Source organism: Citricoccus muralis, from assembly GCF_029637705.1.
GTDB lineage: Bacteria > Actinomycetota > Actinomycetes > Actinomycetales > Micrococcaceae > CmP2.
Genome location: NZ_CP121252.1, coordinates 75035 through 100421, shown reverse-complemented (window position 1 = coordinate 100421; position 25387 = coordinate 75035). Strand labels below are relative to the sequence as shown.

The 25387-nt window shown below is 65.2% G+C and carries 23 protein-coding genes and 2 pseudogenes; 5 read left to right on the top strand and 20 right to left on the bottom strand.

What is annotated here, in order from left to right; all coding sequences use genetic code 11:
• Positions 1–16 precede the first annotated feature (16 nt).
• On the top strand, positions 17–1015 hold the full coding sequence (gene selD / locus P8192_RS00470) for a selenide, water dikinase SelD (protein ID WP_278157737.1): 999 nt from the start codon (positions 17–19) through the stop codon (positions 1013–1015).
• Here selD and nrfD read toward each other — a convergent pair whose 3' ends face one another.
• The 11 genes and pseudogenes from nrfD to P8192_RS00415 all read right to left on the bottom strand — a co-directional run bounded on the left by nrfD (position 1016) and on the right by P8192_RS00415 (position 12549).
• Positions 1016–2116 carry an NrfD/PsrC family molybdoenzyme membrane anchor subunit gene (nrfD, locus tag P8192_RS00465; RefSeq protein ID WP_278157736.1) on the bottom strand — a complete coding sequence of 367 codons (1101 nt, stop codon included), beginning with the start codon at positions 2114–2116 and terminating at the stop codon, positions 1016–1018.
• Positions 2113–3117, bottom strand: coding sequence for a 4Fe-4S dicluster domain-containing protein (locus tag P8192_RS00460; RefSeq protein ID WP_278157735.1), 1005 nt, complete (start codon positions 3115–3117; stop codon positions 2113–2115). The genes nrfD and P8192_RS00460 overlap by 4 nt, the downstream gene beginning before the upstream one ends.
• Positions 3114–6497 carry a formate dehydrogenase gene (gene fdh / locus P8192_RS00455; RefSeq protein WP_278157734.1) on the bottom strand — a complete coding sequence of 1128 codons (3384 nt, stop codon included), beginning with the start codon at positions 6495–6497 and terminating at the stop codon, positions 3114–3116. Before fdh ends, P8192_RS00460 begins: the two co-directional genes overlap by 4 nt.
• A gap of 41 nt (positions 6498–6538) precedes the next feature.
• On the bottom strand, positions 6539–7444 hold the full coding sequence (locus tag P8192_RS00450) for an NAD(P)-binding domain-containing protein (protein ID WP_278157733.1): 906 nt from the start codon (positions 7442–7444) through the stop codon (positions 6539–6541).
• A pseudogene (locus P8192_RS00445) lies at positions 7435–7857 on the bottom strand (NAD(P)-binding protein); the annotation flags it as partial. The pseudogene P8192_RS00445 and the gene P8192_RS00450, both read right to left, overlap by 10 nt.
• 176 nt (positions 7858–8033) lie before the next feature.
• Complete coding sequence (locus P8192_RS00440; RefSeq protein WP_278157732.1) at positions 8034–8678, bottom strand: amino acid ABC transporter permease; 645 nt, start codon at positions 8676–8678, stop codon at positions 8034–8036.
• Positions 8678–9319 carry an amino acid ABC transporter permease gene (locus tag P8192_RS00435; RefSeq protein ID WP_278157731.1) on the bottom strand — a complete coding sequence of 214 codons (642 nt, stop codon included), beginning with the start codon at positions 9317–9319 and terminating at the stop codon, positions 8678–8680. Before P8192_RS00435 ends, P8192_RS00440 begins: the two co-directional genes overlap by 1 nt.
• Before the next feature lies 1 nt (position 9320).
• A complete protein-coding gene (locus P8192_RS00430) occupies positions 9321–10106 on the bottom strand; it encodes an amino acid ABC transporter ATP-binding protein (protein ID WP_278157730.1) in 786 nt (261 codons plus the stop codon).
• Between the two features lie 33 nt (positions 10107–10139).
• Positions 10140–11012, bottom strand: coding sequence for a substrate-binding periplasmic protein (locus P8192_RS00425; protein ID WP_278157729.1), 873 nt, complete (start codon positions 11010–11012; stop codon positions 10140–10142).
• A gap of 43 nt (positions 11013–11055) precedes the next feature.
• Positions 11056–11790 (bottom strand): SDR family NAD(P)-dependent oxidoreductase, encoded by a 735-nt coding sequence (locus P8192_RS00420; protein WP_278157728.1) that lies wholly within the window; start codon positions 11788–11790, stop codon positions 11056–11058.
• 39 nt (positions 11791–11829) lie between these two features.
• Positions 11830–12549, bottom strand: a complete 720-nt coding sequence (locus P8192_RS00415) for an SDR family NAD(P)-dependent oxidoreductase (protein WP_278157727.1) — start codon at positions 12547–12549, stop codon at positions 11830–11832.
• Between the two features lie 264 nt (positions 12550–12813).
• On the opposite strand from P8192_RS00415, the gene P8192_RS00410 reads away from it, so the two are divergent.
• The gene (locus tag P8192_RS00410; RefSeq protein WP_278157726.1) at positions 12814–13752 is read left to right on the top strand and encodes a LysR family transcriptional regulator; all 939 of its coding nucleotides are present in this window, start codon (positions 12814–12816) and stop codon (positions 13750–13752) included.
• Positions 13753–14138: 386 nt separating this feature from the next.
• Here the strand turns inward: P8192_RS00410 and P8192_RS00405 are convergent, their stop codons facing one another.
• The 6 genes from P8192_RS00405 to P8192_RS00380 all read right to left on the bottom strand — a co-directional run bounded on the left by P8192_RS00405 (position 14139) and on the right by P8192_RS00380 (position 20372).
• Complete coding sequence (locus P8192_RS00405) at positions 14139–14267, bottom strand: hypothetical protein (protein WP_278157725.1); 129 nt, start codon at positions 14265–14267, stop codon at positions 14139–14141.
• Positions 14268–14326: 59 nt separating this feature from the next.
• Entirely contained in the window at positions 14327–15724 is a 1398-nt protein-coding gene (ligM, locus tag P8192_RS00400) for a vanillate/3-O-methylgallate O-demethylase (RefSeq protein ID WP_278157724.1), read from the bottom strand.
• 144 nt (positions 15725–15868) lie between these two features.
• Entirely contained in the window at positions 15869–16549 is a 681-nt protein-coding gene (locus P8192_RS00395) for a response regulator (RefSeq protein WP_270106796.1), read from the bottom strand.
• Positions 16546–17808: a GAF domain-containing sensor histidine kinase gene (locus P8192_RS00390; protein WP_270106797.1), complete on the bottom strand. Its 1263-nt coding sequence runs from the start codon at positions 17806–17808 to the stop codon at positions 16546–16548. Before P8192_RS00390 ends, P8192_RS00395 begins: the two co-directional genes overlap by 4 nt.
• Positions 17809–17874: 66 nt before the next feature.
• On the bottom strand, positions 17875–19251 hold the full coding sequence (locus P8192_RS00385) for an MFS transporter (protein ID WP_270106798.1): 1377 nt from the start codon (positions 19249–19251) through the stop codon (positions 17875–17877).
• Positions 19252–19379: 128 nt separating this feature from the next.
• Positions 19380–20372 carry a CPBP family intramembrane glutamic endopeptidase gene (locus tag P8192_RS00380; RefSeq protein WP_270106799.1) on the bottom strand — a complete coding sequence of 331 codons (993 nt, stop codon included), beginning with the start codon at positions 20370–20372 and terminating at the stop codon, positions 19380–19382.
• Positions 20373–20489: 117 nt separating this feature from the next.
• Here P8192_RS00380 and P8192_RS00375 point away from each other — a divergent pair, with 117 nt between their 5' ends.
• Both P8192_RS00375 and P8192_RS00370 read left to right on the top strand, forming a co-directional pair.
• On the top strand, positions 20490–21749 hold the full coding sequence (locus P8192_RS00375) for a sensor histidine kinase (RefSeq protein WP_270106800.1): 1260 nt from the start codon (positions 20490–20492) through the stop codon (positions 21747–21749).
• A complete protein-coding gene (locus P8192_RS00370; protein WP_270106801.1) occupies positions 21740–22435 on the top strand; it encodes a response regulator transcription factor in 696 nt (231 codons plus the stop codon). Before P8192_RS00375 ends, P8192_RS00370 begins: the two co-directional genes overlap by 10 nt.
• Positions 22436–22896: 461 nt before the next feature.
• On the opposite strand, the gene P8192_RS00365 is transcribed toward P8192_RS00370, so the two are convergent.
• The 3 genes from P8192_RS00365 to P8192_RS00355 all read right to left on the bottom strand — a co-directional run bounded on the left by P8192_RS00365 (position 22897) and on the right by P8192_RS00355 (position 24772).
• On the bottom strand, positions 22897–23517 hold the full coding sequence (locus P8192_RS00365) for a CueP family metal-binding protein (protein ID WP_270106802.1): 621 nt from the start codon (positions 23515–23517) through the stop codon (positions 22897–22899).
• A 77-nt stretch (positions 23518–23594) separates the two neighbouring features.
• The gene (locus tag P8192_RS00360; protein WP_270106803.1) at positions 23595–24182 is read right to left on the bottom strand and encodes a DUF305 domain-containing protein; all 588 of its coding nucleotides are present in this window, start codon (positions 24180–24182) and stop codon (positions 23595–23597) included.
• A gap of 113 nt (positions 24183–24295) precedes the next feature.
• Positions 24296–24772 carry a DUF6153 family protein gene (locus P8192_RS00355; protein ID WP_270106804.1) on the bottom strand — a complete coding sequence of 159 codons (477 nt, stop codon included), beginning with the start codon at positions 24770–24772 and terminating at the stop codon, positions 24296–24298.
• Between the two features lie 213 nt (positions 24773–24985).
• Between P8192_RS00355 and P8192_RS00350 the strand changes: the two are divergent.
• Positions 24986–25363 (top strand): annotated as a pseudogene (locus P8192_RS00350) (IS5 family transposase); the annotation flags it as partial.
• Positions 25364–25387: the final 24 nt, after the last annotated feature.

The following is a 25387-nucleotide window of genomic DNA, read 5'->3' as shown; positions in this document are numbered from 1 at the left end:
CCGATAGTCTCGGGGCATGGCTGATCACACTGTGTCCGAGCAGATCCGACTCACCCACTTCGCCCACGGCGGCGGCTGCGCCTGCAAAATCCCGCCCGGTGAGCTCGAGGATGCCGTCTCCGGGTTGGTCGGGAAGACCTCGCCCGAGGTGCTGGTGGGATTGGACGACGGCGACGACGCCTCCGCCGTGCTGGTGCGCGAGGATCTGGCCCTGCTCTCCACCACCGATTTCTTCACTCCGGTGGTCGATGACCCCTACGATTGGGGGCGCATCGCCGCCGCGAACGCGCTCTCGGACATCTACGCCATGGGCGGCACCCCAGTCAGCGCGCTGAACCTGGTGGGCTGGCCGCGCGAGACTCTGCCCTTCGATCTGCTCACCGAGGTGCTGCGCGGCGGGCTCGACGTCGCCACCGAAGCCGGTTGTCCGGTCACGGGCGGGCACTCCATCGACACCCCCGAGCCCCTCTACGGGATGGCGGTCTCGGGCACGGCGCACCCGCAACGGCTGATGCGCAACGATGCCGCCGAGCCCGGCTTGCCGCTGACCCTGACCAAACCGATCGGAGTGGGGGTGCTCAACAACCGGCACAAGTCCACCGGGGAGGTTTTCGACCATGCCGTGGCGCAGATGGCCCAGCTGAACCGGGAGGCTTCGCAACAGGCGGTGGCCGCCGGGGTGCGCGCCGCCACCGACATCACCGGCTTCGGGCTGCTGGGCCACCTGTTCAAGATGTGCCGGGCCTCCGGGATCGGCGCGGTGCTCGACGCGGCGGCCGTCCCGGTGATCGCCGGCGCCCAGTCCTCCCTGGATGACGGATTCGTTCCGGGCGGATCCCGCCGCAATCTGGACTGGGTGCGCCCGCACCTGCACGTCGAGACCGACCTGAGCGAGGAACAGCTGGTGCTGCTGGCCGATGCCCAGACCTCCGGCGGGCTGCTCGTCGTCGGGGAGATCCCCGGCTACCCGGTCATCGGAGAAACCGTGGCCGGGGCCGGCATCACCTTGCGCTGATCATTCCGCGGTGGTGATCGAGTCGTCGGTCACCCCGCGCTGACGGCGCTGTTCCAGGCGCCGCTTCTGCGGTTCGATCACGTACCGGGGATCGTGCACCGACTCCAGGCCGGCGTGCAGCACCCCGAAGCGGGTCAGCGCCGAGGCCGTCATCAGGGCAGCCCCGGAGGCCACCGCCACCGTCCGGCTGCGCGTGACCGAGGCGAGCACCGCCCCGGCACCGCCGACCGCCGACAACCGTTTGGCCCAGCGCAGCATCGTTCCCGGGGCGCCGTGGTGCAGCGGTTCGGCCGCCACCGGGTCCATCCGACGTTCCATCACCTCATCGGCCACCAGCTCCGCGGCCGCCCCGGTGATCGCCAGCACCCGGGCCGGTCCGGCATCGGCCACCGGTGTGGTCACCATGGCCAGCCCGCCGGCCGCCATCGACGCCGAGCTGACGAAGACGAACGAGAGGTCCTCCTTTGCCGCGTTCCAGGTGGGGTTCGCGGTATCCGAGAGCAGCACCCCGGTGTAGGCGGCCAACGGTGCGGCACACACCGCCGCCACCCCGGCGGCGGGTGCCTCCATCAGCCGCAGCAGCCCGCGCAGCGGACCCAGCGGCAACCGCTCGCCCGTCATCCGGTCCACGTCGGCCACCGCAGCCACCCCGGCCCCGGCGCTGAACGCACCCAGAATCCAGGAGCCCACGCTCATCGGGGAGGACACCTTCAGGGTGCGGAACATGTTCAGGAACCGCTCCGGGCGCCCCAAGTCCAGCACCAAGGCCCCGGCGCCCAGGCTGGCCGCGCCCACTGCCGAGATCCGAGAATTCCGCCGCAGCGTGTCATTGCCGGTGAGCTGGGCGCCGAAGCCCAACAGCGCCGAGCCCCCGGCGACCCCGCCCAGGAACAGGTAGATCCCGATCGGGCTCTCCCAGGGCGGCGCCTTGACGATCGGGCGGTTGTAGTAGGAGCTGAACTCGACCTCGGGCACCATCGCCATCTCGCGGGAGCCGTCCAGCGCCCCCGGCCGGGGTCCGCCCCCGGGCCGACCCCGGCGCCCGCGACGCCGTCGGGGCTTCTCGGGCGGACGGTAGCTGTCGAACTCGGAGACCGTCACCGGCGCCCTCCCGCCACAAACGCCAGCGCCGCCGCACCGATCATGCCCAGCGCGGCCATCCCGGCCCGCTTGTACATCCTCGGCAAATCCGCGGTCGCGACCCGAGGGTCTGGGGGCAGCCCGTACACTTCAGGCTCGTCCAGCAGCAGAAAGATCGACCCGGTGCCGCCCACGCCGTCGTTCTCGTTAGCCCCGTAGAGCCGGGCCTCGCTGAGCCCCTGACGGTGCAGCTCCCGCACCCGGGCCCGGGCGATCTTCGCCAGTTCCTCGTGTGAGCCGAATTTGATCGAAGTGGTCGGGCAAGCTTGAGCGCAGGCCGGAGTCTGGTCGTCGGTGAGCCGGTCGTAGCACAGCGTGCATTTCTGGGCCACGCCCACGTTCGGGGTCGGGGCCTGCTCCCCGGCGGTGAAATCCCGGTTCGTCTTGGGCTGGGCGATCCCGTCCTTGCGGCGTTCGATCACCCCGAACGGGCAGCCGGCCACGCAGGTGCCGCAGCCGTTGCAGATGTCCTCTTGGACGACGACGGTGCCGTACTCGGTGCGGAACAGGGCGCCGGTGGGGCACACATCCAGGCAGCCGGCGTTGGTGCAGTGCTTGCACACGTCCGAGGACATCAGCCAGCGGAAGTCCGGGGTGTCCGGCGGGGTGGTGTCGACGCCGGAGAGGTCCTGCGTGTCCGGGTCGCGGCGCACGCTGGGCATCCCCAGGCTCACCAGCCGCCGTCCGGACTCGCGGGCCTGCTCGATCTGCTCCTGATCCTGCTCGATGAACGCCACGTGCCGCCACGTATCCGCTCCCAGCGATCCGGTGTTGTCGTAGGAGGAGTCGGAGAGCTCCCAGGTGGAATCCGCGGGGTTGCGGTTCCATTCCTTGCACGCGACCTCACAGGCCTTGCAGCCGATGCAGATCGAGGTGTCGGTGAAGAACCCCTTGCGGTCGTGGTGCTGGTGCTGCGCCGGGGCGTGCCCGGCCTCGGTAAGACCCACCGTTGTCGATGTCATCGGTCCACCTCTCTGCTCGGTTCGGTTGATCCTGGCATCTGCGTGTCATCGTAGTATTCTCGTGCACTCGCGTCAGGAGCAACACGATTCGGGGACTGGGCGACCTCGTCGGCATGCGGTCCCTCGTCGGCGGGGCTGAGCCCGACCTGCACGGTCAGCCCGGCGCGCTGTTGGTAGTCGCGCACCAGGTCCAGCAACTCCGCTCCCCGCGGGCGGCGTCCAGGGCGCATGGCGCACGCTCCCACCTTGGACTCCTGAATGAGCACGTTGGGGTCCATCACGATGCCCAGCAGGTCGTTGGCGGCGTCGCCTTGAACCACCGCGCCGTCGCCGCCAACACCCCAGTGGTACGGCAGCCCGATCTGGTGGACGGTCCGGCCCCCGACGTCGAAGGGCTTCATTCGCTCGGTCACCAGCACCTTGGCCTCGATGGCGGCGCGCGGCGAGATGATGGTGGCCCATCCGTAGGGCTCCAGGCCGACTTCCTCGGCCAGCTGCGGGGAGACCTCGCAGAACATCTCCGGCTGCAGCTCGGAGAGGTAGGGCAGCCACCGGCTCATCCCGCCCGCCGTGTGATGCTCGGTGAGGCGGTAGGTGGTGAACGAGTACGGGTACACCTCGGCGCCGGCATCAGCACCGCTGGGCGCGCTGAGGTTGTCCCTGCTGTTCATCGTGATCCGGGTGGGCGAGCGCTGCTGCGAGTACAACGGGTTGCGCACCTGGGATTCCTGCGGCTCATAGTGAGTAGGCAGCGGCCCGTCGAGCAGCCCCTTGGGCGCATACAGCCATCCCTTGCCGTCACCCTGCATGATGAACGCGTCCACCCCGCTCAGCCCGGCCACCCCGGTGGCCCCTGATTCCGGTCGGTGATCGGGGGCAAGATTCACCGGGAAGTCCGGCACATCGTTGCCTACCCAGCGCTGCTCGTCCGCATCCCACCAGACGTACTTCTTCCGCTCGCTCCACGGCTTGCCCTCGGGGTCGGCCGAGGCGCGGTTGTAGAGCACGCGGCGGTTCGCCGGCCACACCCAACCCCATTCCGGGCTCACCGGGTTCTGCTCCGCGCGCGCCGGGCGGTCCGCGGAATGGTTCACGCCGTCGGCGAAGACGCCCGTGTAGATCCAGCAGCCTCCCGCGGTGGAGCCGTCGTCCTTCATCTCCGTGGAGGCACCCAGCGGCGTGCCGGCCATCTCTCCACTGACGTGATAGCCGTTGATTTCAGCCAGCACCGCCTCCGGGTCCGGGTTGCCGTGCTCATCCAATGGATACTCCCACGTCAGATCCAGCAGCGGACGGTCTCGAGGGTCGGTGGAGTCTTTCAGCCGCTCCCGGATCCGGATCCCTAGCTCGTAAAAGAAGTCCAGCTCGCTCTGGGCCTGTCCCGGCGGCTGCACCGCCTGGTGGCGCCACTGCAACATGCGCTGGGTCTGGGTGAAGGTCCCGGACTTCTCCACATGGTTCGCCGCGGGCATAAAGAACACCTCGGTGCCGATGTCCTCTGTCTTCATTTCGCCGGACTGGATCTCTGGGCTGTCCTTCCACCAGGTGGCGGATTCGATCAGCGAGAAGTCGCGTACCACCAGCCACTTCAGGTGTGACATGGCCATGCGCTGCATGCGCCCGTGTGCCGAGCCCACCGCCGGATTCTGGCCGAAGATGAAGTAGCCGTCGACCTCGTCGTCCATCATCCGCCCGACCGTCTGATACGTGCCGTGTGGTCCCGTTAATCGCGGCAGGTAGTCGTAGGCGAAGTTGTTCTCCGCCGTCGCATGGTCTCCCCACCAGGCTTTGAGCAAGCTCACCGTGTAGGCCCGGGCTTCGGCCCAGAAGCCAATCTGTTTCGGGGTCGCGATGCCCTCGATGTACTGGTCCAGCGTCGCTGTATCCGCGGTCGGCATCGGCAGATAGCCGGGCAACAGGTTGAACAGGGTCGGAATATCCGTGGAGCCCTGGATGCTGGCATGACCGCGCAGCGCCATGATGCCGCCGCCGGGTCGTCCCATATTGCCCAGCAGCAGCTGCAAGATCGACGCTGTGCGGATGAACTGGGCACCCATGGTGTGCTGGGTCCAGCCCACCGCATAGGCGAAACACGTCGTGCGCTCGCGCGTGGAGTTCTCGGCGATGGAGCGGGCCAGATAGGCGAAGTCCTCCTCGGAGATCCCGCAGGTCTGGCACACCATCTCCGGGGTATACCGGGCATAGTGCCGCTTCAGGATCTGGAACACCGTCCGCGGGTCCTGCAGCGTCTCGTCGCGCAGCCCGGTCGTGCGGACGTTCGGACCTCCGTCACCGTACTGTTCGGGGCTGCCTGGGGTCGTGTCCTGTCCCGTTCCGGAAGCATCGGCATCAGCGTTGTCTGAGCCGGATTGCTTGTACGCCCAGCTCGACGAGTCATATTTTCCTGTCTCGGGGTCGTAACCAGAGAACAGTCCGTCCAGGTCCTCGGTGTCGACGAAGTCATCGCCGACGATCGTGGCCGCATTGGTATAGGCCACCACATAGTCCTTGAACCACAGCTCGTTGCTCAGCACGTGGTTGATCAGGGCACCGAGCAACACGATGTCGGATCCGGCCCGAATCGGGACATGTTGGTCCGCCAGGGCGGAGGTGCGAGTGAACCGGGGGTCGACGTGGATCACCCGGGCGCCGCGAGCCTTCGCCTCGATCACCCACTGGAATCCCACGGGATGGCACTCGGCCATGTTGGATCCCTGAATCACGATGCAGTCCGCATTGGCCATATCGTGCAGCGGTTGCGTGGCCCCGCCTCGGCCGAAGGAGGCTCCCAGACCGGGAACCGTAGCGGAGTGTCAAATACGGGCCTGATTCTCGAGCTGAATCGCACCGGCGGCGGTGAACAGCTTCTTGATCAGGTAGTTCTCTTCGTTGTCGAGGGTCGCACCGCCGAGTGCGGCAATGCCCATGGTGCGCCGTACCGGGCGACCGGCCTCGTCGTGGTCCTGCCAGAACTTCGCGCGGGACTCGATGAACCGGTCGGCGATCATGTCGATCGCCTCGTCCAACTCCAGGGTCCGCCACTCGGTGGCGTACGGTGCCCGGTAGAGGATCTCGGTCTGTCGAGTCGCCGAATTCACCAACTGCTCACTGGCGGAGCCCTTGGGGCAGAGCCGCCCTCGCGAGATCGGCGAATCCGGGTCGCCTTCGACCTGAACGACCTTCTCATCTTTGACGAACACCTTCTGGCCACACCCGACGGCACAGTACGGGCACACGCTCTGCACCACACGATCTGCAGTGGAGGTCCGTGGCTCGATGTCCTTGGTGCGCTGAGACATGACGGCTTCGCCTCGGCCGAAGCGATCGGACGAGCGCAGCTGCCGGATCACCGGCCATTCCAGAGGTGTGAAGCGCGCCATAGCCGTAGTCTAACCCTCAGAGGCCCTGATGCCGAGGCCTGTCAGACCGGTATTCTCTCGGATTCAGTTGCTGCTGGCGCGGACCCGACCACCTGACCCGCACCAAAAGCGGCCAACAGCCGATCCGTATCCGCCAGCTGCTCCTCCCACACCGCACGAACAATGTCGATGACGTCGTTAGTGTCCTGCAACTCCGCGAGATACCGCTGGACTCCGGCGAAACCGTTCGGCGCGGCTTCATGGAGGCGGATCATCGTGATGGCCCGCTTCGACTGCACCCCGTACACCGGAATCTGCGGACCACGCGGAGCAGACAAACCAATGAAATACAGCTTCTCCAGACCCTTCGGCACGATTCCGGCGGCGTAGCGCAGGGGCACTCCGTTACTACGCTCAATCAGAGACTCATCCAAGAACGGCAGACTCGCGTGGAAACCGGTCGCCCACAAAATCGTGTCGTACTCCTTCGCGGAACCATCCACGAAATGCACCGTCTTGCCCTCGAAACGCTCAATCCCAGGCACGATACCGATCCGGCCATGGTGCACCCAATACGGCATCAGCGTATTCACCACCGCCTTACCCTCAGCCAATGAACGCGTCTGAGGCGACGGCATACCCGGATAATTACTGGCCTCACCAATCGAGACCTTCGACAACAACCGAGACAACAGATCCACCTCATCGGGGGCGAAATCTGCCAGCCACGGCACCTCCTGGCGGGGCACCCCGAAATACATCTTCGGCTGGAAATGAGTGCCTTCGCGCATCACCACATCCACCTGGAAGTGGTTCTGAGCGGCGTCGACCGCCAGATCACAGCCGGAGTTGCCGACCCCGACCACGAGGACGCGATCGCCGTCGATGTCTGCGGTGTTCTTGTAGGAACCGGAGTGGATGCCTTTCCGGTGAACTCGCCCTGGAAGTTCGGGACTTTCTGGTCCCACAGGTGGCCGTTGCCGACCAGCACGCCGTCGTAGTCTTTCGATTCACCGGTGCTGAGCGTGACGGTCCAGCCTGCCGAGCCCACGGGCCCCTCGATGGCGATGGGCACCACAGATTCGACAGCGGTGTTGAACTGGATGATGTCGTAGAGGCCCTTCTCTCGGGCGTAGGACTCCAGGTAGGCCACCACTTGTTTGCGGCTCGGGAAGTGCGGGTACTCCGCCGGCATCGGAAAGCCCTCGAAGTGGGTCATATCGCGGGAGGTGATCAAATGCAGCGCGTCGTAGTCGTGCTGCCAGTGGCCGCCGACGCGGTCGGACTTCTCGTAGCAGTCCACCTCGAAACCAGCCTCACGTAGCTGAACCAGGGCAGACATTCCAGCGGCACCGCCGCCAATCACGCAGTAACGGGTCATGATGGTCCTCGTCTCTTTCTCAGTCATGGGTGTTGCTCAGTTGTTGGTTCTGGCTCATCGTGCGCGGCGCGCTCAGATGAAGCGCTCATAGTCGGCGATGGACGAGGGAGGCGTGGACCCGCGTGGTCAGCGAGAGGTATTCCCGCCCTGGTTTTCCGGTCGCGCGACTGATGTCATCATGCGGCTCCTCGTGCCATGCGCTTCTCCAGCCACGCGATCAACCACATCACCGGCAGGGCGAAAGCTACGAAGATCAGACCGGTCAGCGCGTACACCTTGAGGTAATCGAAGGTGATCATGCTGATCTGGTACGCCTGGCTCATCAGCTCGTTTACGGAGATCGAGTAGGCGAGCGAGGTGGCCTGGAAGGACATCACGGCCAGCCCCATCAGGGCGGGGATCGCCGAGCGCAGCCCCTGCGGAAGGATGATCCGCAGGAATGTGTCTCGTTTGGTGATTCCCAGGGCGTTCGCTGCCTCCCGCTGGGCCGGGGCCACCGATTCGATTCCGGAACGCATGATCTCGGAGGAGTACGCCGACACCGTGTAGGTCAGCGCCACCGCCGCGGCCCAGAAGTTCTCGAAGAGCAGGCCCAGGGAGGGTAGCCCGAAGTAGACCATGTACAGCACCACCAGGGCCGGCAGGCCACGACCGAGCTCCACGATGACCAGGCAAGGAATCCGAATCGCCTTCGAGGGGTGCGAGGTGCCCAGCGCCAACAGCAGTCCCAGGACGAAACCGACCACGACGGAAATCGCGGTGAGTCGTAGACTGACCAGCAGGCCTGCGCCCAATCGGGGCAGAAAATCAATGAGATCCATCAGCCGGCTCCTTTCAGCTTGGCGTCCAGTCTTCGAGCGAAGATCGCGATCGGGATGCTGATAATCAGGTACACCGCTGCCGCCACCAGGAACGGGGCGATGCCGGGAATGTCTGGATTCTGCCGGGCGAACTGCGAGGCGCGGAACACCAGGTCCATCACCCCGATGGTCGAGGCGATGGAAGAGTCCTTCACGAGCGCCAGCAGGAAGGTGCTCATCGAGGGCAGCACGGTTCTGATCGCTTGTGGGGTCTGGATGCGCAGGAACGTCGTCGTCGGAGTCAGCCCCAGCGCCAGGGACGCCTCGGTTTGACCCTTCGGCAGCGTGCTGTAACCGCCCCGGTACACTTCCGCAAGGTAAGCGCTGGCGATCAGGCCCAGACCGATCACCGCGGCGGTCAGCGAGTCCAGCCGGATGCTGCCGATCTGCACGCCGAAGTAGATCAGGAACAGCCAGACGATGGGCGGCACAGCCCGAATGATGTCGACCATCAAGCGGATCACCAGACGCACGACGACGAACCGCGAGCGCATTCCCAACATAATCGGGAATCCGAGGATCGCCCCCGTGGTGAAGGCCAGGGCCGTGACCAACAGAGTCATGGGGAGGCCGATGATGACGGCCAGGAATGCCTCGGCCATCTCAGCGCTCCAATACGGCATTGAGGAAACGCCGGGTGCGCTCTTCGCGCGGATCGGACATGATCTCCTCGGGGTTGCCCTCTTCGATGATGCCGCCGTCGGCCATCACCACCAGGTGGTCGCCGACATCGCGGGCGAACTGCATCTCGTGGGTGACCACGATCATCGTCATGCCGGTCTCGGCCAGGTCCCGCATCACGGCGAGAACTTCCAGACCGATCTCCGGATCCAGGGCCGAAGTGGGCTCATCGAAGAGCATCGCCTGCGGGTTCAGCGCTAGCGCCCGCACGATGGCGATGCGCTGCTGCTGGCCTCCCGAGCACTGGGTGGGATGGTGGTTCGCCTTGTCCTTCAAACCGACGCGACCCAGCAGCGTCAATGCCCGCTCTTCGGCTTCTTCTCGGCTGCGGCCCAGAATCTTCTCCTGGGGAAAGGTGATGTTGCGCAGCACGGAGAAGTGCGGGAACAGGTTGAAGGACTGGAAGACCATGCCCACCTGACGCCGCAGCTTCAGCAGGTCTACGTCACGGATCCGCTGATCGGCGTCGATGGTCTGCGATCCCACGGTGATGGAGCCACGATCGGGTGTCTCCAACAGGTTGATGCAGCGCAGCAGCGTGCTCTTTCCGGATCCGGAGGGACCGATGAGTGCTGTCACGCTGCCTGGAGCCACCGTCATTGAGATATCGTCCAGCACCAGGTGGGACCCGAAGCTCTTCGAGAGGTTCCTGACTTCAACGCCAGCACGCGTGATGTTGAGGGAGGTGGTGAGAATTGATTCGCCCACGGCGGGGTACCTTCCGTTCTCTTGGTCGTGGGGTCAGCCGTTGTTCGTCTGCTCTGCGACGTCAGCCGGGACCACAAGGTCCTCGGGCAGGTCCCAGTCGGCGAGGATCCTCGCCAGCGTCCCGTCTTCGCGATACTGATCGATCAGAGAGCTCAGGGCCGCTGTGAGTTCCGGGTTGTCCTTCGAGACCGGGAACCCGATCTGCGGCTGATCGGTGGTGATCGCGATGCGGTCGTCGGGCTCGGCGATCTCCACCGTGTAGTCAGTGTCTCCATAGGCCACCGTAGCTACCGCGTAACCGTCCAGCGCTGCTTCGAGTCGGCCGGAGATGAGATCCTGTCGCGTCTCGATGGTGGAGGGGTAGGTCTTCATCGTGCTGCCGAGCACCCCGCTCATGTCGCCCTCCCAGGAGAAGCCGGCCACGCTGCCCACGGCGCTCATCTCTTCGAGCTCGTCCACTGTGGTGGCGCCCTCTTCCGAGATGATCGCCATGGAGTCGTAGAACGTAGGGGAGGTGAAGTCCACTTGCTGGGCCCGCTCGGGGGTGATGTACCAGCCGCCGCTGATCATGTCGACGCTACGCTGAGCGGTGATCATCGGAATCCCGTTAGCGTAGGTGATGACTTCGAACTGCAGACTCAGACACTCCTCCTCGGCCATGGCCCGGAGCAAGTCGATCTCGAACCCGTCGGCGTCGCTGCCCTCGTCCTTCGTGTAGGGCAGGTTTTCGGGCACGCCCACGGTGAGGGTGCCCGCGTTGATGGTGGTCAGGCCCTCAGTGGCTGGCGTGCAGTCGGAGGCGGCCTCCGTCGAGTCGACACTGGCCGAGCAGCCCACCAGGATCAACGAGGCGATGCCCACGGTGGAGGTGATATAGATGCCGGAAGAAATGTTCTTGGTCAACATGGTTCGTGTCCGTTTCTCTGATTGGGTGAGGTGAATGTGGTGTTCAGGCAGTCAGTCCGCCGTCGATGACGACATTGGACCCTGTGACGAAGGAGGCTTGGTCGCTGAGCAGGTAGTCGATCAGCGGCGAGATCTCCTCGACGCTCGCGCGACGGCCCAGGGGTGCGGAGCTGCTGGAGCCGCCTTCGGGCTCGTCGTTGTTCATCTGGCTGGAGACTCCTCCCGGTGAGATGGCGTTGATCCTCACGGTGGGCGAGAATTCATGGGCTGCGACCTTGGTCAGAGCGACGATGGCCGCCTTGGAGGCGGAATAGGCCGCATATCCCTTCGACCCGATCAGGGCCGCGGTCGAGGCCACGTTGACGATGGAGCCACCCCCACCGTTGCGCATCAGCGGCGCCATGGTCTGCACTCCGAGGAAGGTCCCGTGGACGTTGATGCGCTCGTGCAGTGACCAAGTGGCCAGGTCGGTGGTCTCGATCGATCCGTAGCGCAGAATTCCGGCGTTGTTCACGAGCCCGGTCAATCGGGGCTGGTCACGCCGGATCTCTTCCGCCAGGGCAGACCACTGTTCGGGGACCGAGACGTCAAGGGAGCGATAATGCGCGTCGACCCCGGAGCTGCGCAGCACCTCGGTGGTGCGCTCGCCCTCGTCGTCGAGCACGTCGGTGAGGATGACCCGCACTCCCGGGCGCCCCAGTCGTGCGGCGTGGGCTGCGCCCTGGCCGCGTGCGGCGCCGGTGACGACGACGGTGGATTCGGAGGGAAAGATCCTCATGGTTGTTGCTCCTGACGATGTGAGTGAATGGGGTGCGCGCTATTGGCGGATGACGGCCGCGCCGGAGAGGGTGATGATCTCCCCGCTCATGAAGGCGGTGTGGCTGGGCTGGGCAAGGGTGAACACCCACTGCGCGATCTCCTCGGGCTGGGCCACCCGCCCCAGGGGGATGCTCGCTGCGGCTTCCGCCATGCGCCCGGTGGCGGCATTGCCGGGAGTCTCCACCCAGCCCGGCGCGATCCCGTTGACACGGATTCCCTGAGGGGCCAATTCCAGGGCCAGCGCCTTGGTCAGCATCACCACCGCCGCCTTGGACGCCCCGTAGAACAGTTGACCCGGGGAAACTTCGAAGGCGTCGACGGAGGCGAAGTTGATCACCGAGGACCCCTCGCCCAGGTACGGGCGGGCCGCGGCTATCACGTTCGCCACCCCGAGCACGTTGACATCGAAGATCCGTCGATAGGTCTCCTCGTCGTAGGAGTCGAGTGTGGTGGGCGGATAGATGCCAGCGATATTGGCGACCGCGTCTAACCGCTCATCATCTCCCAGGACCGTTGAGAGCGCCTCTTCCACGGCGGTCCGGGACCGCACATCAACGACGCGACTGATGAAGGTGCCGGACCCCGAGTCCGGCGCCGCCGTGTCAGTGACATCGAGTGCGATCACTCGCCAGCCGTGCTCGAGAAAAGCCACGGTCGCGGCTCGTCCCATGCCCGAGGCGGAGCCAGTGACCACAGCGGTAAGGTTCTTAGAATTCATCTCCGGCGTTCTCCAATGTGCGGTTCGTTACGTTCACGTCATTGCATCAGCCTTCATCGACCCAGGGCAATGCTTACTTTCTGATGACTGTGCTAGGTTTTACCTATAATGACCATGTCGACCGCATGATTTCAGGGTTTTTCATCGGCGCTCACTGACCGGGTGACTCCAGAGTTTTCCCGCACGAAACACGCCTGACACGTGGGGAAGCGATGAGATCATCCGCGGACGTTCGTTGAGTTTCTCAATTAGCAAGGGGTTTCTATGGCGCTACCCACCGTCCGCCAACTCGAGTACTTCATCTCGGCTGCCCGTATCGGCACCTTCGCCGGTGCGGCAGCCGAGAACCACATCGCCCAGCCGAGCCTGTCAGAACAGATTTCCAATCTGGAGCAGAATCTCGGCGTCTCACTCTTCACCCGCGGATCACGCAGCCTGATCGTGACCGACGCTGGATCCCAACTGGTTCCGCTCGCCGAAGAGGCCCTGCGCAATATCCGGGTGTTCTCCGAATGGAGTCGGCGATTGCGTTCCGTCGAGGTAGGAAAGGTATCCTTCGGAACGTTCAGCAGCGCGCATCTCTACCTGCTGACCGATCTCATCCGCGACTTTCGCCAACGCCATCCGAAAGTGCGCGTTCACGTCACCGGCCTGAATTCCTCTGAGGTCGCCGATGGCGTTCGCACAGGCGAACTGGAGGCCGGACTCGTGCAGCTTCCCGTCGATGCCCGTGATCTGGCGGTGACCCCCGCTGTCTTCACAGACCAGGTGGTTTACGTGTCCGCGAATCCGATTCCCGGCCGCGGCACGGTGAATGTCAATGACATCGCCGATCGCCCGATCATCCTCTCCGAGTCCAGCTGGTCGCAGACCGACCCACTGCGCAAGTCACTGTTGGAACGCACCCAGCGCACCGGAGAGAACCTGGAGCCCATCATCGAAGTAGAATTCCAGACGCACGCGCTGAGTCTGGCGGCCGAAGGCCTGGGAGACACCTTCGTCTCTTACCATGTAGGTCGGTCCGTGATTGAATCGCGCCATCTGCACTGGGCGCCACTGGATCCCCCGCTGTTAGAACACTACGCGTTCATCACCAAACGCAACGGAGCCATTTCACCGGCCACAGCGGAGTTCATGCGCATCGCTCACCGGCTGATGCAACGGCTCTCAACCATTTCCAGTCTGCCCTCCAGCGCTATGTGATCCACCAAGCCAACACGGCGATCACCGCGCTGGACGCCAACAGGTCGGTGACCCCGCGGAGGGACAGCTGGACAGCTGCTCTGACAGGTGAAAACGGTAGGCGCCCCAGCCGTCGCAGTCCTCGGTTTTGAGAACACAAGCCGTCTCGGGCGCCACATGCAGATGAGCAACCAGGCGATGACCAGCAGGTCGACGAGCGCGAAGAGCACCATCACCACCAGCGCCATCAGCCCCAACCCGAGAAAACCCGCGCCGGGATGACTTACGCCCCAGGACACGACAGCGCCGAGCATTCCGCCGAACAGGCAGAGGATGAGGACCAGCCCGGCGACCAACCCCGCCATCCGTTGGCGCCGCGTCGGCTTCGGCGCCGTCTCCTGAATCTCTTATGGATAGTCGCTGAGCAGCTCGTAGGGGGCGAAGAACAGGGTGGCGATGAGCACGGCTCCGCTGACCATCGCCACGAGGCCGCCCCAGCTCAGGGCGTGGGCCCACCAGTCGGCGGTGAACAGCATGAGGGCTCCATTCGTTGGCTGACCCCTCAATCACCGACCAGGATAGGTCCGTCCGCGTACTACTTTCGCCAGCCGCCGTCGGTGTAGGTCCGGCGCACCACCTCGGAGAAGGGCACCGGGCTGACGTCGACGCCCACGGGGTACTGCCGATGCGGCTGCGCCGAGGACTTGCGCGTACCGCCGTCGGGCTCGCCCCAGATCACCTTCAGCTGGTCACCGATCTCCACCTCGGGGTTCACGATCGCCAAGGACAGGGGTCGCTTCTCGTTCCAGCTATATCCGGTGAACATGGACAAGCCCACCACCGCTCCGGACTCATCCACCACCGAGTCGAAGTTGGAAGCACCGTAGTTGGCGTTCGGCAGGTCGAAGAACTTATAGGGCAGCTGGTCCTTCTGGTACATCGACGCGTGAATGGTGGCGACGTCGTCCCCGTCCCAGGCCAAGGTCACTTTCTTGCGCTGAGCGGCGGGATCCATCTGTTTCAGCGCATCGGCACCGATGAAGTCGTGGTCGTGCTTGATGAACGAGCCATAGCCCAGCTCCCACGGGGTCGTGTAGTAGCCCTCGATCGAGTCTGGAACGTATGACCCGGCGATCGCCGAGTTCGCCTCATAGCTGTCCGCGCCCAGCCAGCGCCGGTAGTCGGCAAGCTTGTCCCCGGAGTAGATGCCCGGCAGCGGGGAGGGGATCCAGCCGGATTCCAGGGTATTGCACGAGTAGGCGCGTGCTCCGGCCAGCTCCAGCCCGAACTCGGCACCGGCGTCGAGAATCGCCTCACGCACCACGTCGTAGTCCTCATACGGCCCCCACAGCTCCAGACCCGGGGCACCGGCCATGCCGTGGCGTAGCGTGCGCACCTGGCGCCCGGCCACGTTCATGGTCGACATGGTGAAGAACTTGAGCTGTTCCAGCGGGCCGCCGTTGACCTTCTCGATGACCTCCCAGGCGCGGGGCCCCTGGATCTGGAAGCGCCATTCCTGCCGCGACACCGCTTTGCCCATCGGCCGCGACGGCGAGCGCCGGTCCACCGTGACCTCCACGTTGTAGCCGCCGGTCTCCGCGTGGAAGCTCAGCCAGTTCGCCGCCGGGCTGCGTCCGACGTAGACGAACTCCTCCTCGGCGATGCGGAACAGGATGCCGTCGCCGATCACGTGGCCGTACGGGGTCACCGGAACATACTGCTTCGCCTTGTTGACGGGGAAGTTCTCCACCGAGTTGATCGCGGTGTCGGAGATCAGCCGCAGCGCATCGGGGCCGGAGAGATAGAGGTTATCCATGTGGTGGGTCTGGTCAAAGAGCACGGCGGTCTCGCGCCAGGCTTCTACCTCATTGCGCCAGTTCGTGAATTCTGCGGCCACCACCGGATACACGTACGCGCCGACCCGGACATTGCGCAGATGCTCGACGACGTCACCGGAGGCATCTAGCACGTCCTGCAGGGACTTCTCTGACATGGTTCCGTTCCTCTCCTCAGCGGAGGGCCACCGCCGTGGGTAGCGTGACCCGTTTCACACCACTGTAGGAAGGTTCGGGAGACCTCAGGCAGGCCATCGGCACCGATTCGACCGGGACGTTTGTCGCGATTCTCGCCCGAGCGATTAGGCGTCGGGTGAGATCAAGCCAGCGTTGACCGCCAGCAGTGCCGCCTGGGTGCGGGACGACACGTTGAGCTTGCCCAGCATGTTGGAGACGTGGGTGCGCGCGGTGCGTTCGGAAATGTGTAGTTGGCGAGCGATGTCTCGGTTCGAGCATCCTTCACCCACCAGCATCAGCACCGCCCGCTCACGCTGGGTGAGCGAGGCGATCCCACCCGCCGGGGAGCCAAACATCTGGGTGAGCTTGCGCGCCATCGCGGTATCAATGAAGACCTCGTCGCGCACCGCCGCTTGCACGGCCGAGGCCACTTCCAGCGGACCGGCGTCCTTGAGCAGGTAACCCGCCGCCCCGAGCTGCATGGTGGTGTTCAGCCGCTCCGTCTCCCCGAAACTGGTGAGCACCACGACCTTCACCCCGGGGTAACGCTGGCGAATCTCCTTCAGCGCGGCGATCCCGTCCATACGCGGCATCACGAGATCCAGTAGCACGACATCGGGCAACCGTCCGTAGGTGTCGAGCTCGGCCAGCTGCTCTAGGGCATCCTGACCGTCCACCGCCTCGCCGACCGATTCGAGGTCATCGAGCACATCGAAGTACGCCGATATTCCACGCCGGGCCACCGCGTGATCGTCCACGATCAACACCGTGATGGCGGCGTGGCTCGAGTGCTGTTCCGTGGTCACGCGTCCTCCTCGAGAGTCACGATGTGGTGTGGAACCACCGCTAACACGTCGGTTCCTGCACCGTTGTAGCTGGGCGCCACCGTCAATTCACCGTGCCAGCGTTCCACTCGCTCGCGCATGAACTCCAGTCCGTGGCCCTCGCCCGAATCGGTTCCTGCCTCCGGGTGTACTGGATGCGGGTCGGTACCGTGATCCCGAATCAGCAGCTCCAGCGTGCCCGGCTCGCCGCGTTCCAGGCGAATCGTGATGACGTCGGGGGCCGCGTGCTTGATCGCATTGTGCACCGCCTCCGCCGCCACGTAGTAGAGGTCTTCAGCCATGGGGGCATCCAGAGACGCCGCAACGTCATCGAGGTGGACGTCCACGTCGATCCCGGTCTGCCGGTGGGTCGTCGCGGCGAGCTTCGCAACGGCGTCCGCCAATCCGCCCCCCGTCAGCGGACTCGGCCGCAACTGCGCGACCAGGCCGCGCAGGTCCTGCAACACCGAGGCAGTGATCTCCTCCAGGTCGGTGGATATCTCCCGAATCCGGGTCATCCTCTCCGGCCGGTTACCCTCGCTCAGCACCTTCAGCGCCTGGGTCATCATGCCCATCGAGAACACCTGCTGCACCACCGAATCGTGCAGGTCCCGGGCCAGGCGCTGCCGTTCCTCCCGCTGCACCGTATGGCGCTCCTGCTCCAGCAGCGAGGCATAGTCGATGGCCAGCCCCGCTTGCTCCGCCATCGCCGCGAGAAACTCGAAGCCGTCGTCGTCGATATGAGTACCCGGGGTGAAGAACACGTTCAGGATTCCGATGGTGCGCGTTCGCACCGTGATCGGTAGCGAAGCGAAAGCGTCCCACTCCGGACTACGGTGGTACTCGCGCAGCGGCTCCCAGGCCGGATCCTCCATCACCGTGGCGTAGCGGTGCGGCATGATCACCGGCTCCCCGGTCTCCATCACCTCCAGCATCCGCAGCCGTGCACCCCGTCGCTGACACTCCAGCAATCGCGAGAAGAACGCACGCTGGCCCGAGGCCGGAAAGCCCGCCACTCCGAGCATGTGCAGCTGGTCGCCGGAGTGTTCATTCGTGAGCACCTGTACCCCGGCCAACCCATCCGCCTGCAGGATCTCCTCGGCCAGCGCCCGCAGCGTGGCCGGCAACGACCTCTCCGAAGCCACCCGGGCGGCGGTGCGTGCCACGGCGGCAGCGTGCCGTTCACGACGTCGCACGGCCTCCAGTTCCGCCATGGTCGTCGTGTCGGGGTGGATGGTCATCGCGGCTCAGCCCTCCTTCACGGCACGTCTGTGCACAGAATACTCCGTCTCGTCCCGGTCAGGGGGTCACCGCTGTACCGCATCGGCCGACGCCTGGTAGCGGCCCACCGTCAGCACCGCCATGGCACCGAAGCTGATCAGTCCCATCAGCATCAGATACAGCGCAATCGGTGTCGAGGTGCCGAAGGCCGCATACAAGCCCGTACCGATCAGCGGCATGAACCCGCCACCCAGGATCGACCCAATTTGGTAGGCCACCGACGCCCCGGAGTACCGCACCTCGGCGGGGAACAGCTCCGCAATCAGCGCAGCCTGCGGGCCAGCCATCAGTGACTGCGCCAACAGCACGACGGCAAACGCAATCGCGATGTTGTACCACTGGCCGGTATCCGCGAGCCAGAAGAACGGGAACGCCCACAGGGTCAGCATCGCCGCACCCCACAGGAACACCTTTTTCTGGGTGAACCGATCGGCCAACAGCGCGCCCAGGGCCACCGTCACCAGGTGGCAGACCGCCCCGAAGATGATCAGCGCCAGCATCGTGTTCTGCGAGACCCCATCCTCCCCTAGGTTGCCCCGGTGCGAGAGCATCCACACCGAATACAGGTAACCGATGGCGGGCGGGGCGATCGAGACCACGCCCGCCAGCAGCACGGTGCCGGTGTGCCGCCGGAACAGATCCAGCATCGGCGCCTTGGCTACCGTCTTCTCCTTCTTCATCGTCTTGAAGGCCGGGGAGTCTTCCACCTGCAGCCGGATCCACAGCGCGATGAGCACCAGCACCGCACTGAACAGGAAGGGAACTCGCCAGCCCCACGCCTGAAACGCCTCGGGTGCCAGAATATTCGAGACGACGACGAAGACCAGGTTGGCGCCGATGATCCCCAACGGCAGCCCCATCTGCGGGAACGCCCCATAGAGGGCGCGCCGGTTCCGCGGTGAGTACTCCACCGCCATCAGCACCGCCCCGCCCCATTCGCCGCCGACGCCGACCCCCTGGAGAATCCGGAAGGTCACCAACAGAATCGGCGCCCACACCCCGATCGTCGCGTAAGTTGGTAGCAGCCCGATGGCCACCGTGGCCACACCCATGAGCAGCATCGACACCATCAGCATCGCCTTGCGTCCGATCCGGTCCCCGTAGTGCCCCATGAGCAGCCCGCCCAGGGGACGAGCCAGGAATCCCACCGCGAAGGTCGCGAACGCCGCCAGGGTGCCCACCACCGGGTTGTCATCCGCGGGGAAGAACTGCGGTCCAAAAATCAGCGCGGCCGCGGAACCGTAGATGAAGAAGTCGTACCACTCGATGGCGGTCCCCACCAGTGACGCGCTCAGAACCTTGCTGCGCTCCCGGGCGGAGGGCAATCCGCGCCCCGGTCCGGATTCGTCCGGGGATGCGGAGGTATCGATACTCGATGTGTGGGGTGAATGGAGCTCGTTCATCGTGACGGGTCCTCTCTCAATGCTCACGTCTCGCGAACCTCGCTGCGGCAGCGCCACTGTGAGCTGTCTCACTGCTGAAGTCTAGAGTTGCCCCGATCCCAGAACACGAGCGCCTCGACCTAGTCCGACTACGTCGTTTGTCGCACTTCCCCGCTCGCACATTCAGCCCCGTGGCCGTTCGTCAGCGGCTCGAGAACCCGCAGGCCGTGTCGACGGGAGACCCACACCCACAGCAGAGCGGTCACACCGATCGTCATCGGCAGACTCACCAGCAGTGACATCGGATCAACAGCACCCTGCTCGAGGGAAGTGGCGCTGAACGGGGCCAGCAGGAAGAGCACGAGGTTGTTGGCGGTGTGCATGACGATGGCGAGTTCGAGACCACCGCTCTTCCACACCAGTGCACCCATGCAGAGGGCGAACACGGCGATATCAATCTGTCCGACCCAGTCATAGCCGTGTCCGAGCATGAACAGCGGCACCGGGATGAGGATGCCCCAGAGCGGTGAGCGCAGCCAGGTTCCCAGCACCTGCATCGCCAGGCCGCGAAAAACGTACTCCTCCGCCGCGCACTGCAGTGGGGTGAGCAGGACGATGATGACGTAGAGCCACAGCGTGCGGCTCGTGGCCTCGGGCCAGGCGACATCGTTCGGCGGGAAGAGAACGTACAGCCCCACCAGGACGACGGCATAGAGGGGCAGCGTGATCGCGGCGGCTCGCAGGATCATTCCCCAGCGCACCCGTCCCCGCACGGAGTGCAGGATCCCCGGCGCGCGTCCGCCCCACCGCATCCCGAGGAGCACCGCGGGCAGCATCATCACGATGAGTCCAAGCAACAGCAACAGGTCCATCGGGTTCGACGGGTCGGTGAGTTCAGCCGTAGGGCGCCAGGACTCCCCGAACGCCCCCTCCTCCGCGATGAACCAGAAGACGAACAGCGGAAGAACGAACGCCACATACAGACCCGCGGTGGTCAGTGTCGCCAGGAGCGGGCGCCACCATTTTCTGCTCCGCGGGGAGTGCCGCATGAGCCGGTGGTACGGCAAGTCGGCCTGCCGGGCAGTCGAGGGGCCAGCGGAGGTGGTGAGAGGGGCGGTGAGGGTGGTGTCGGTGATCGTCATGCCTCCAGCGTCGCGGGAATGTGCCGGCGGCGGATCCTCCCTTCGGTCGGACTTCGAACTCAGTCTCGTTCTTTCGGAGGATCCAGACACCGCATCGCCGAACCTATGATGAAGACCATGGCAGCCCAGCGCACCGAGACGACTCCACGTCGACACCGAGATCCCCGTGTCTCCGTCGGCGGTCTTCTCCGCCCCACGCTCACCTCGTTGCTGTGCCTGGGCCTCGGGGCGCCCATCTATCTCGTGGGATTCGGATTAACGCTCGACGACGTGGGCGAGGCGGGTCTCAACGCGCTGACCGGTTTCTTGCTCGCGGACCTCGTTCTCGGAGTCGCCGCCTGTATCGCGGTCGGCCCCCTGCGTCGCTCCCTCTGGGGCAACGTGCTGATCATCTGCTGCGGTATGGTCAGCAGCTTCGCGCTGCCCGCCTGGCTGGTGGCCACGAAACGACTCGGCGAACGCCGGATGCTCGCCCTGGATCTGGCCGTGGTCGCTGCGATGATGCTCGGGGTCTGGGGCATGTACGCCTGGCAGGATTCGGTGAGTGCGCCCTACCAGTCCGAGGTGCCGCTCCCTTCGATCGTCACCGCGGCCGTGGCCGGGTTGATTACCGGCTGCGGGCTGCTGTGGGGACGGGTTCGGGGCACCCGAGCCGCGCTCATCGCCTCGTTGCGCGAGCAAGCCCGAACCGCTGAACTGGCCCGGGCGGAGCAGGCGCGTACCCGAGAGGCGGAAAAGCGCCAGGCGCGATTCGACGAACGTCGTTCGGTCGCCCGTGACATGCACGACGGCGTCTCCCATCAGCTCTCTATTATTGCCATGCACGCCGGGGCCCTGGCCTCCCGCGACGATCTCGCTCCCGCGCAGATCCGGGAGGCATCACACGTCATCCATCAAGCAGCTCGAGACGCCGGCAGCATGCTGGCCGACATTCTCACCGCGCTGCGTGAACCCGTGGATGCTGAGAATGCGGGGCAGCAGCACCTGCAGACACTGCGCACACTGCGCTCGGTTCTGGACTCTGCGGCGTCGCGAGGCACGAACATCGTGGTGGTACGACAGGAGCTCTCGACCGCGGAGTGGGAGCGGAATCCCGCTCGAACAGCCTCGCTGCTGAGAATGCTGGACGAGGCGCTCGTGAACGCCGGCAAGCACGCCCCCAGAGAACCGGTTCACCTCGACCTGCAGCGCCTCGACGCGGCCGTTCTGCTGCGGGTGCGCAATCGTCTCCCCGACGACGTTGACGAGACGGTGCTGGGCACCGGGAACGGGCTTCTCGGAATCGAGGAGCAGGCAATGTTGCTGGGCGGGAAGGCCCGCTCTGGGCCCACCGCCGATGATCATTTCAGCGTGGAGGTGGAACTGCCGTGGACCTGACATCAACCGCTCGCATCCGGGTTCTTGTTGTCGACGACGAGACGCTCATGCGGGCCGGCATCCGGCTGATGATCGACGGCGTTCAGGGTATCGAGGTGGTCGGGGAAGCCGCCGACGGAATCGACGCCGTCGCCGCGGTCCGGGATCTCGACCCCGACGTCGTGTTGATGGATATCCGCATGCCGCGGATGAACGGCATCGAAGCCACCCGAGAACTCACCCGCAAGGGGGCACGCGCCCGCGTGGTCGTACTCACCGCATTCGACACCGATGACTTTCTCCTCGACGCGCTGCGCGGCGGTGCCGTGTCCTTCCTGCTGAAAGACTCCGCTCCACAGCGGGTTGTCCAGGCTGTCACGGAGGCCGCTGCCGGCCACCCTCAGGTCTCGGCGACCGCTCTCGCCACCTTGGTCGAGCTTGCCGAACGTGGCCGCGACTCCGTGGCATCTCGAACCGAGACCTTCTCGAGCCGACCCGTCTCACCGCCAGCCATGGTTACCGTGCGCGAATGGGAGGTGGGCCAGTTCGTCGCCCAGGGCCTCACCAATGCCGACATCGCTGCAACCCTGCACCTCAGCGCAACCACCGTGAAGACCCACCTGGCCAGCCTGTTTGCGAAACTGCACGTCACCAATCGCGTGCAGCTGGCGATCTACGTCCTGGAGCACCAGCAACGGCAGGGCTGACAGGAGCATAGTGGGAACGAAAAAATCCCGGAGCATCGTTTCCGATGACCCGGGAATGATCGCGCTGAGCCATTAGGTCATCGACCTCGCCCGGCACGGGCCGCATCGCTCACCCGCCAGGCAGAACGAATCCGAGACACTATGGAGCCTGATCGAGACCATCTTCGCCGCTGGGACGGTTACGCCCACGCCATCGCCCGATGGGAACATGTCACCGACGAAAGGCCCCGGCACCGTCGATCCTGAACGAGGACCTCGGGCCGAGACCATCGCCGGCGTGCGTGGAATGGCTTATGGGCTTGTCTGCCAGCGGGGTCACCGATCCAGCGCACGAGCTGACGGCAAACCAGCAGAACACAGCCCTCTCTGCGCTGGTGATCGGCCAGACGCCAACGCTCTCGGAGTTGTATCCATCTCCAATCGAACGATGTCCCCGAGCGCGGCGAGCTAATGTCCTCAGGTCAGGTCAGTTGCAATGTGGTGATGCACGTCGGGTCGTCGTCGTTCATCGTGGAGATGATCGCGGATCCCGTCTGACCTTCGTGCTCGATCGTGAGCGTTGCCTCGATGCCGTGGGGCACCCAGACGCCGACAAACCCGTTGTCGTAGGTCTGTTGCACCTCGTTGACGAGCACATCGCCGTCCTCGCCGGTGAGCGTGACCTGGACTTCGCTGTTAGTGAGTTCTCCGAGGCAGGTGGTCAGGCTGTGGAAGTAGCAATCGTGCGTTTGCTCACGATATGGGGCGACCGAGATGTACACCTCGTCTTCGGGCATCGGCAGTCGTGTCTCGCGGTCTTGATCGTCGGTGAGAATGAGCGCGTCGGGTTGCACAGATGCAATCAGATCGGTGGGGCGGTCGGCGACGGGCATCGTGTCGAGCCGCTCGATGACCTGCGTGGCGTCGAGTCCGTCCAGGTTGTGGTCTGCCAGGAAGTCAGTGTCGACGGCTTGACTGCCGATGGAGGTGGATTCGGGCTCGGGCGACGTGGTGGTGCATCCGGTGAGAACGAGGGCGGCGGCAAAGGTAGCGGTGGCAGCGACGTTCAGATTTCGGCGCCGCGGCACGGTGGGGTGGTTCATGGCGTGGTCCTTCAAGAGAGTTGGGCGGGTCGGTGCCGGGCACTCTCGCCACGGCACCGACCGACCCTGGTGGTCAATCAGAGGGTGGCCAGGAGGTCTTGCATCTCCTGGATCTCAGCGGTCTGCGCGTCGATGATCGTCTGCGCGAGCTCGACGGCATCGGGGTTGCTGCCGTCATCGACCTGCGTCTGGGCCATCTCGACGGCTCCCTGGTGATGGACGATCATCTGCTCCAAGAACAGTCGCGATGCCTCGGCGCCGTCGGCGGATTCGAGGGCGGCCAGGTCGTCCTCGGTCATCATGCCGTCGCCGTGGTCCATGCCGTCCATCTGGCCTTCGTCGGGGTCGACGCCCCAGTCGTCCAGCCAGCCCTGAAGCTGTTCGATCTCCGGCCCCTGGGCGGTCTTGATCGCCTCGGCCAGCTCGACCACCTCGGGGTGGACGTCGTCCTTGGCGAGGACGATGTCGCTCATCTCGATGGCCTGCTCATGGTGGACGATCATCATCGAAGCGAACATCACGTCCGCGTCGTTGGCACCGGCTGCCTGCTCGGACGAGCCGTGGTCCATGCCCGGCATTATGTCTTCGTCCTCGCTTCCGGCCGAGCATCCAGCCAGGGTCAGTGTGAGGGCGAGTGCGGCGGTCGCCGCGGTACGAAACTTCATGAGCGTTCTCCAATATCAACAGTCGCTTGAGTGACGCGGAACCCCACATGGGCGCCGCGTGAGTGAGAGAAGGGGAACCGTCGGCGCGGGTGTGCGCCGGGTTCGTTGCTCCCTCAGGTGCGACTGATGCAGAGAACCTGAAGTGACGGCGCCCGAGACAGCAGCCTGTCGATGAAGCGCTTCACGAGGAACGGCCGGGGTGCGGTGTGCATCCATTCGGGTAGAAGCCGCGGCGGCACCAGGACGAGGAGGGCGAGTAGCAGTGCGAGCACGCATGCCATTGCCATGCCCAGATGATCGCCACCCCCGCAGTCCGCGCAGGAACCGCCGCGATCGTGAGCCGTGCCGCTGGTCAACCCGGGTGAGCCCGTCGAGCCGTGATGCGCCACACCCTGGTGTGGCTCGCTGGAGTCGGCGACGGTGACGGACATGGCGGCAGGCGCGTGCGCGGAGGGGGTGCCATGCAGGTTCAGTGTGTGCATGGCGAGCAGCCCGGGGATGATCGCCACCACCAGCAGCCCGCCGAACAGCACGAATCGCAGGAAGTCGGGAAGACCTCTCCGAGAACGCGTTGCGGCGACGGATGCCATAGGCCCCAGTATACGGGTTCGGCCGGTGGCTGCTTGAGCGCGAGACGCTGAATTACCAGCTCCCACCCACCCTGTCAGGGCCATCGCGTTCCGATTGCACCCTCCTTCTGAAACTACCCCAGGGGGTATCGGATTTCAGGGGTTACCTGCTCTTGGGAGGGCTCTAGGGCGTGTCTCCCTTATCGGTGATGAGGCTCGCGGCAGGCTGGTCGGGTGAGATCAACGGGATCGCGATATCGGGTGTTCACGGACGAGCAGTGGGCGCGGATCGAGCCGTTGTTGCCCTCGAATCAGGGCCGGCGCGGGCACCCGTTCGGTGACCACCGGCGGGTGGTCGAGGGCATCGCCTACCGGTACCGGACCGGGATCCCGTGGCGGGACCTGCCACGGGAGCAGTTCGGGCCGTGGCAGACGGTGTGGAAACGCCACCGCCGCTACGCCGCGGACGGCACCTGGGACCGGGTCCTGACCCAGGTGCTGGCCGAGGCCGATGCGGCCGGGATGATCGACTGGGCCGTCTCGGTCGATGCCACCATCGCCCGAGCCCATCAGCACGCAACGAACACGACCCGCCCGGACCAGGACACAGGTGTCGACGACGGGTGAATAGTGGGC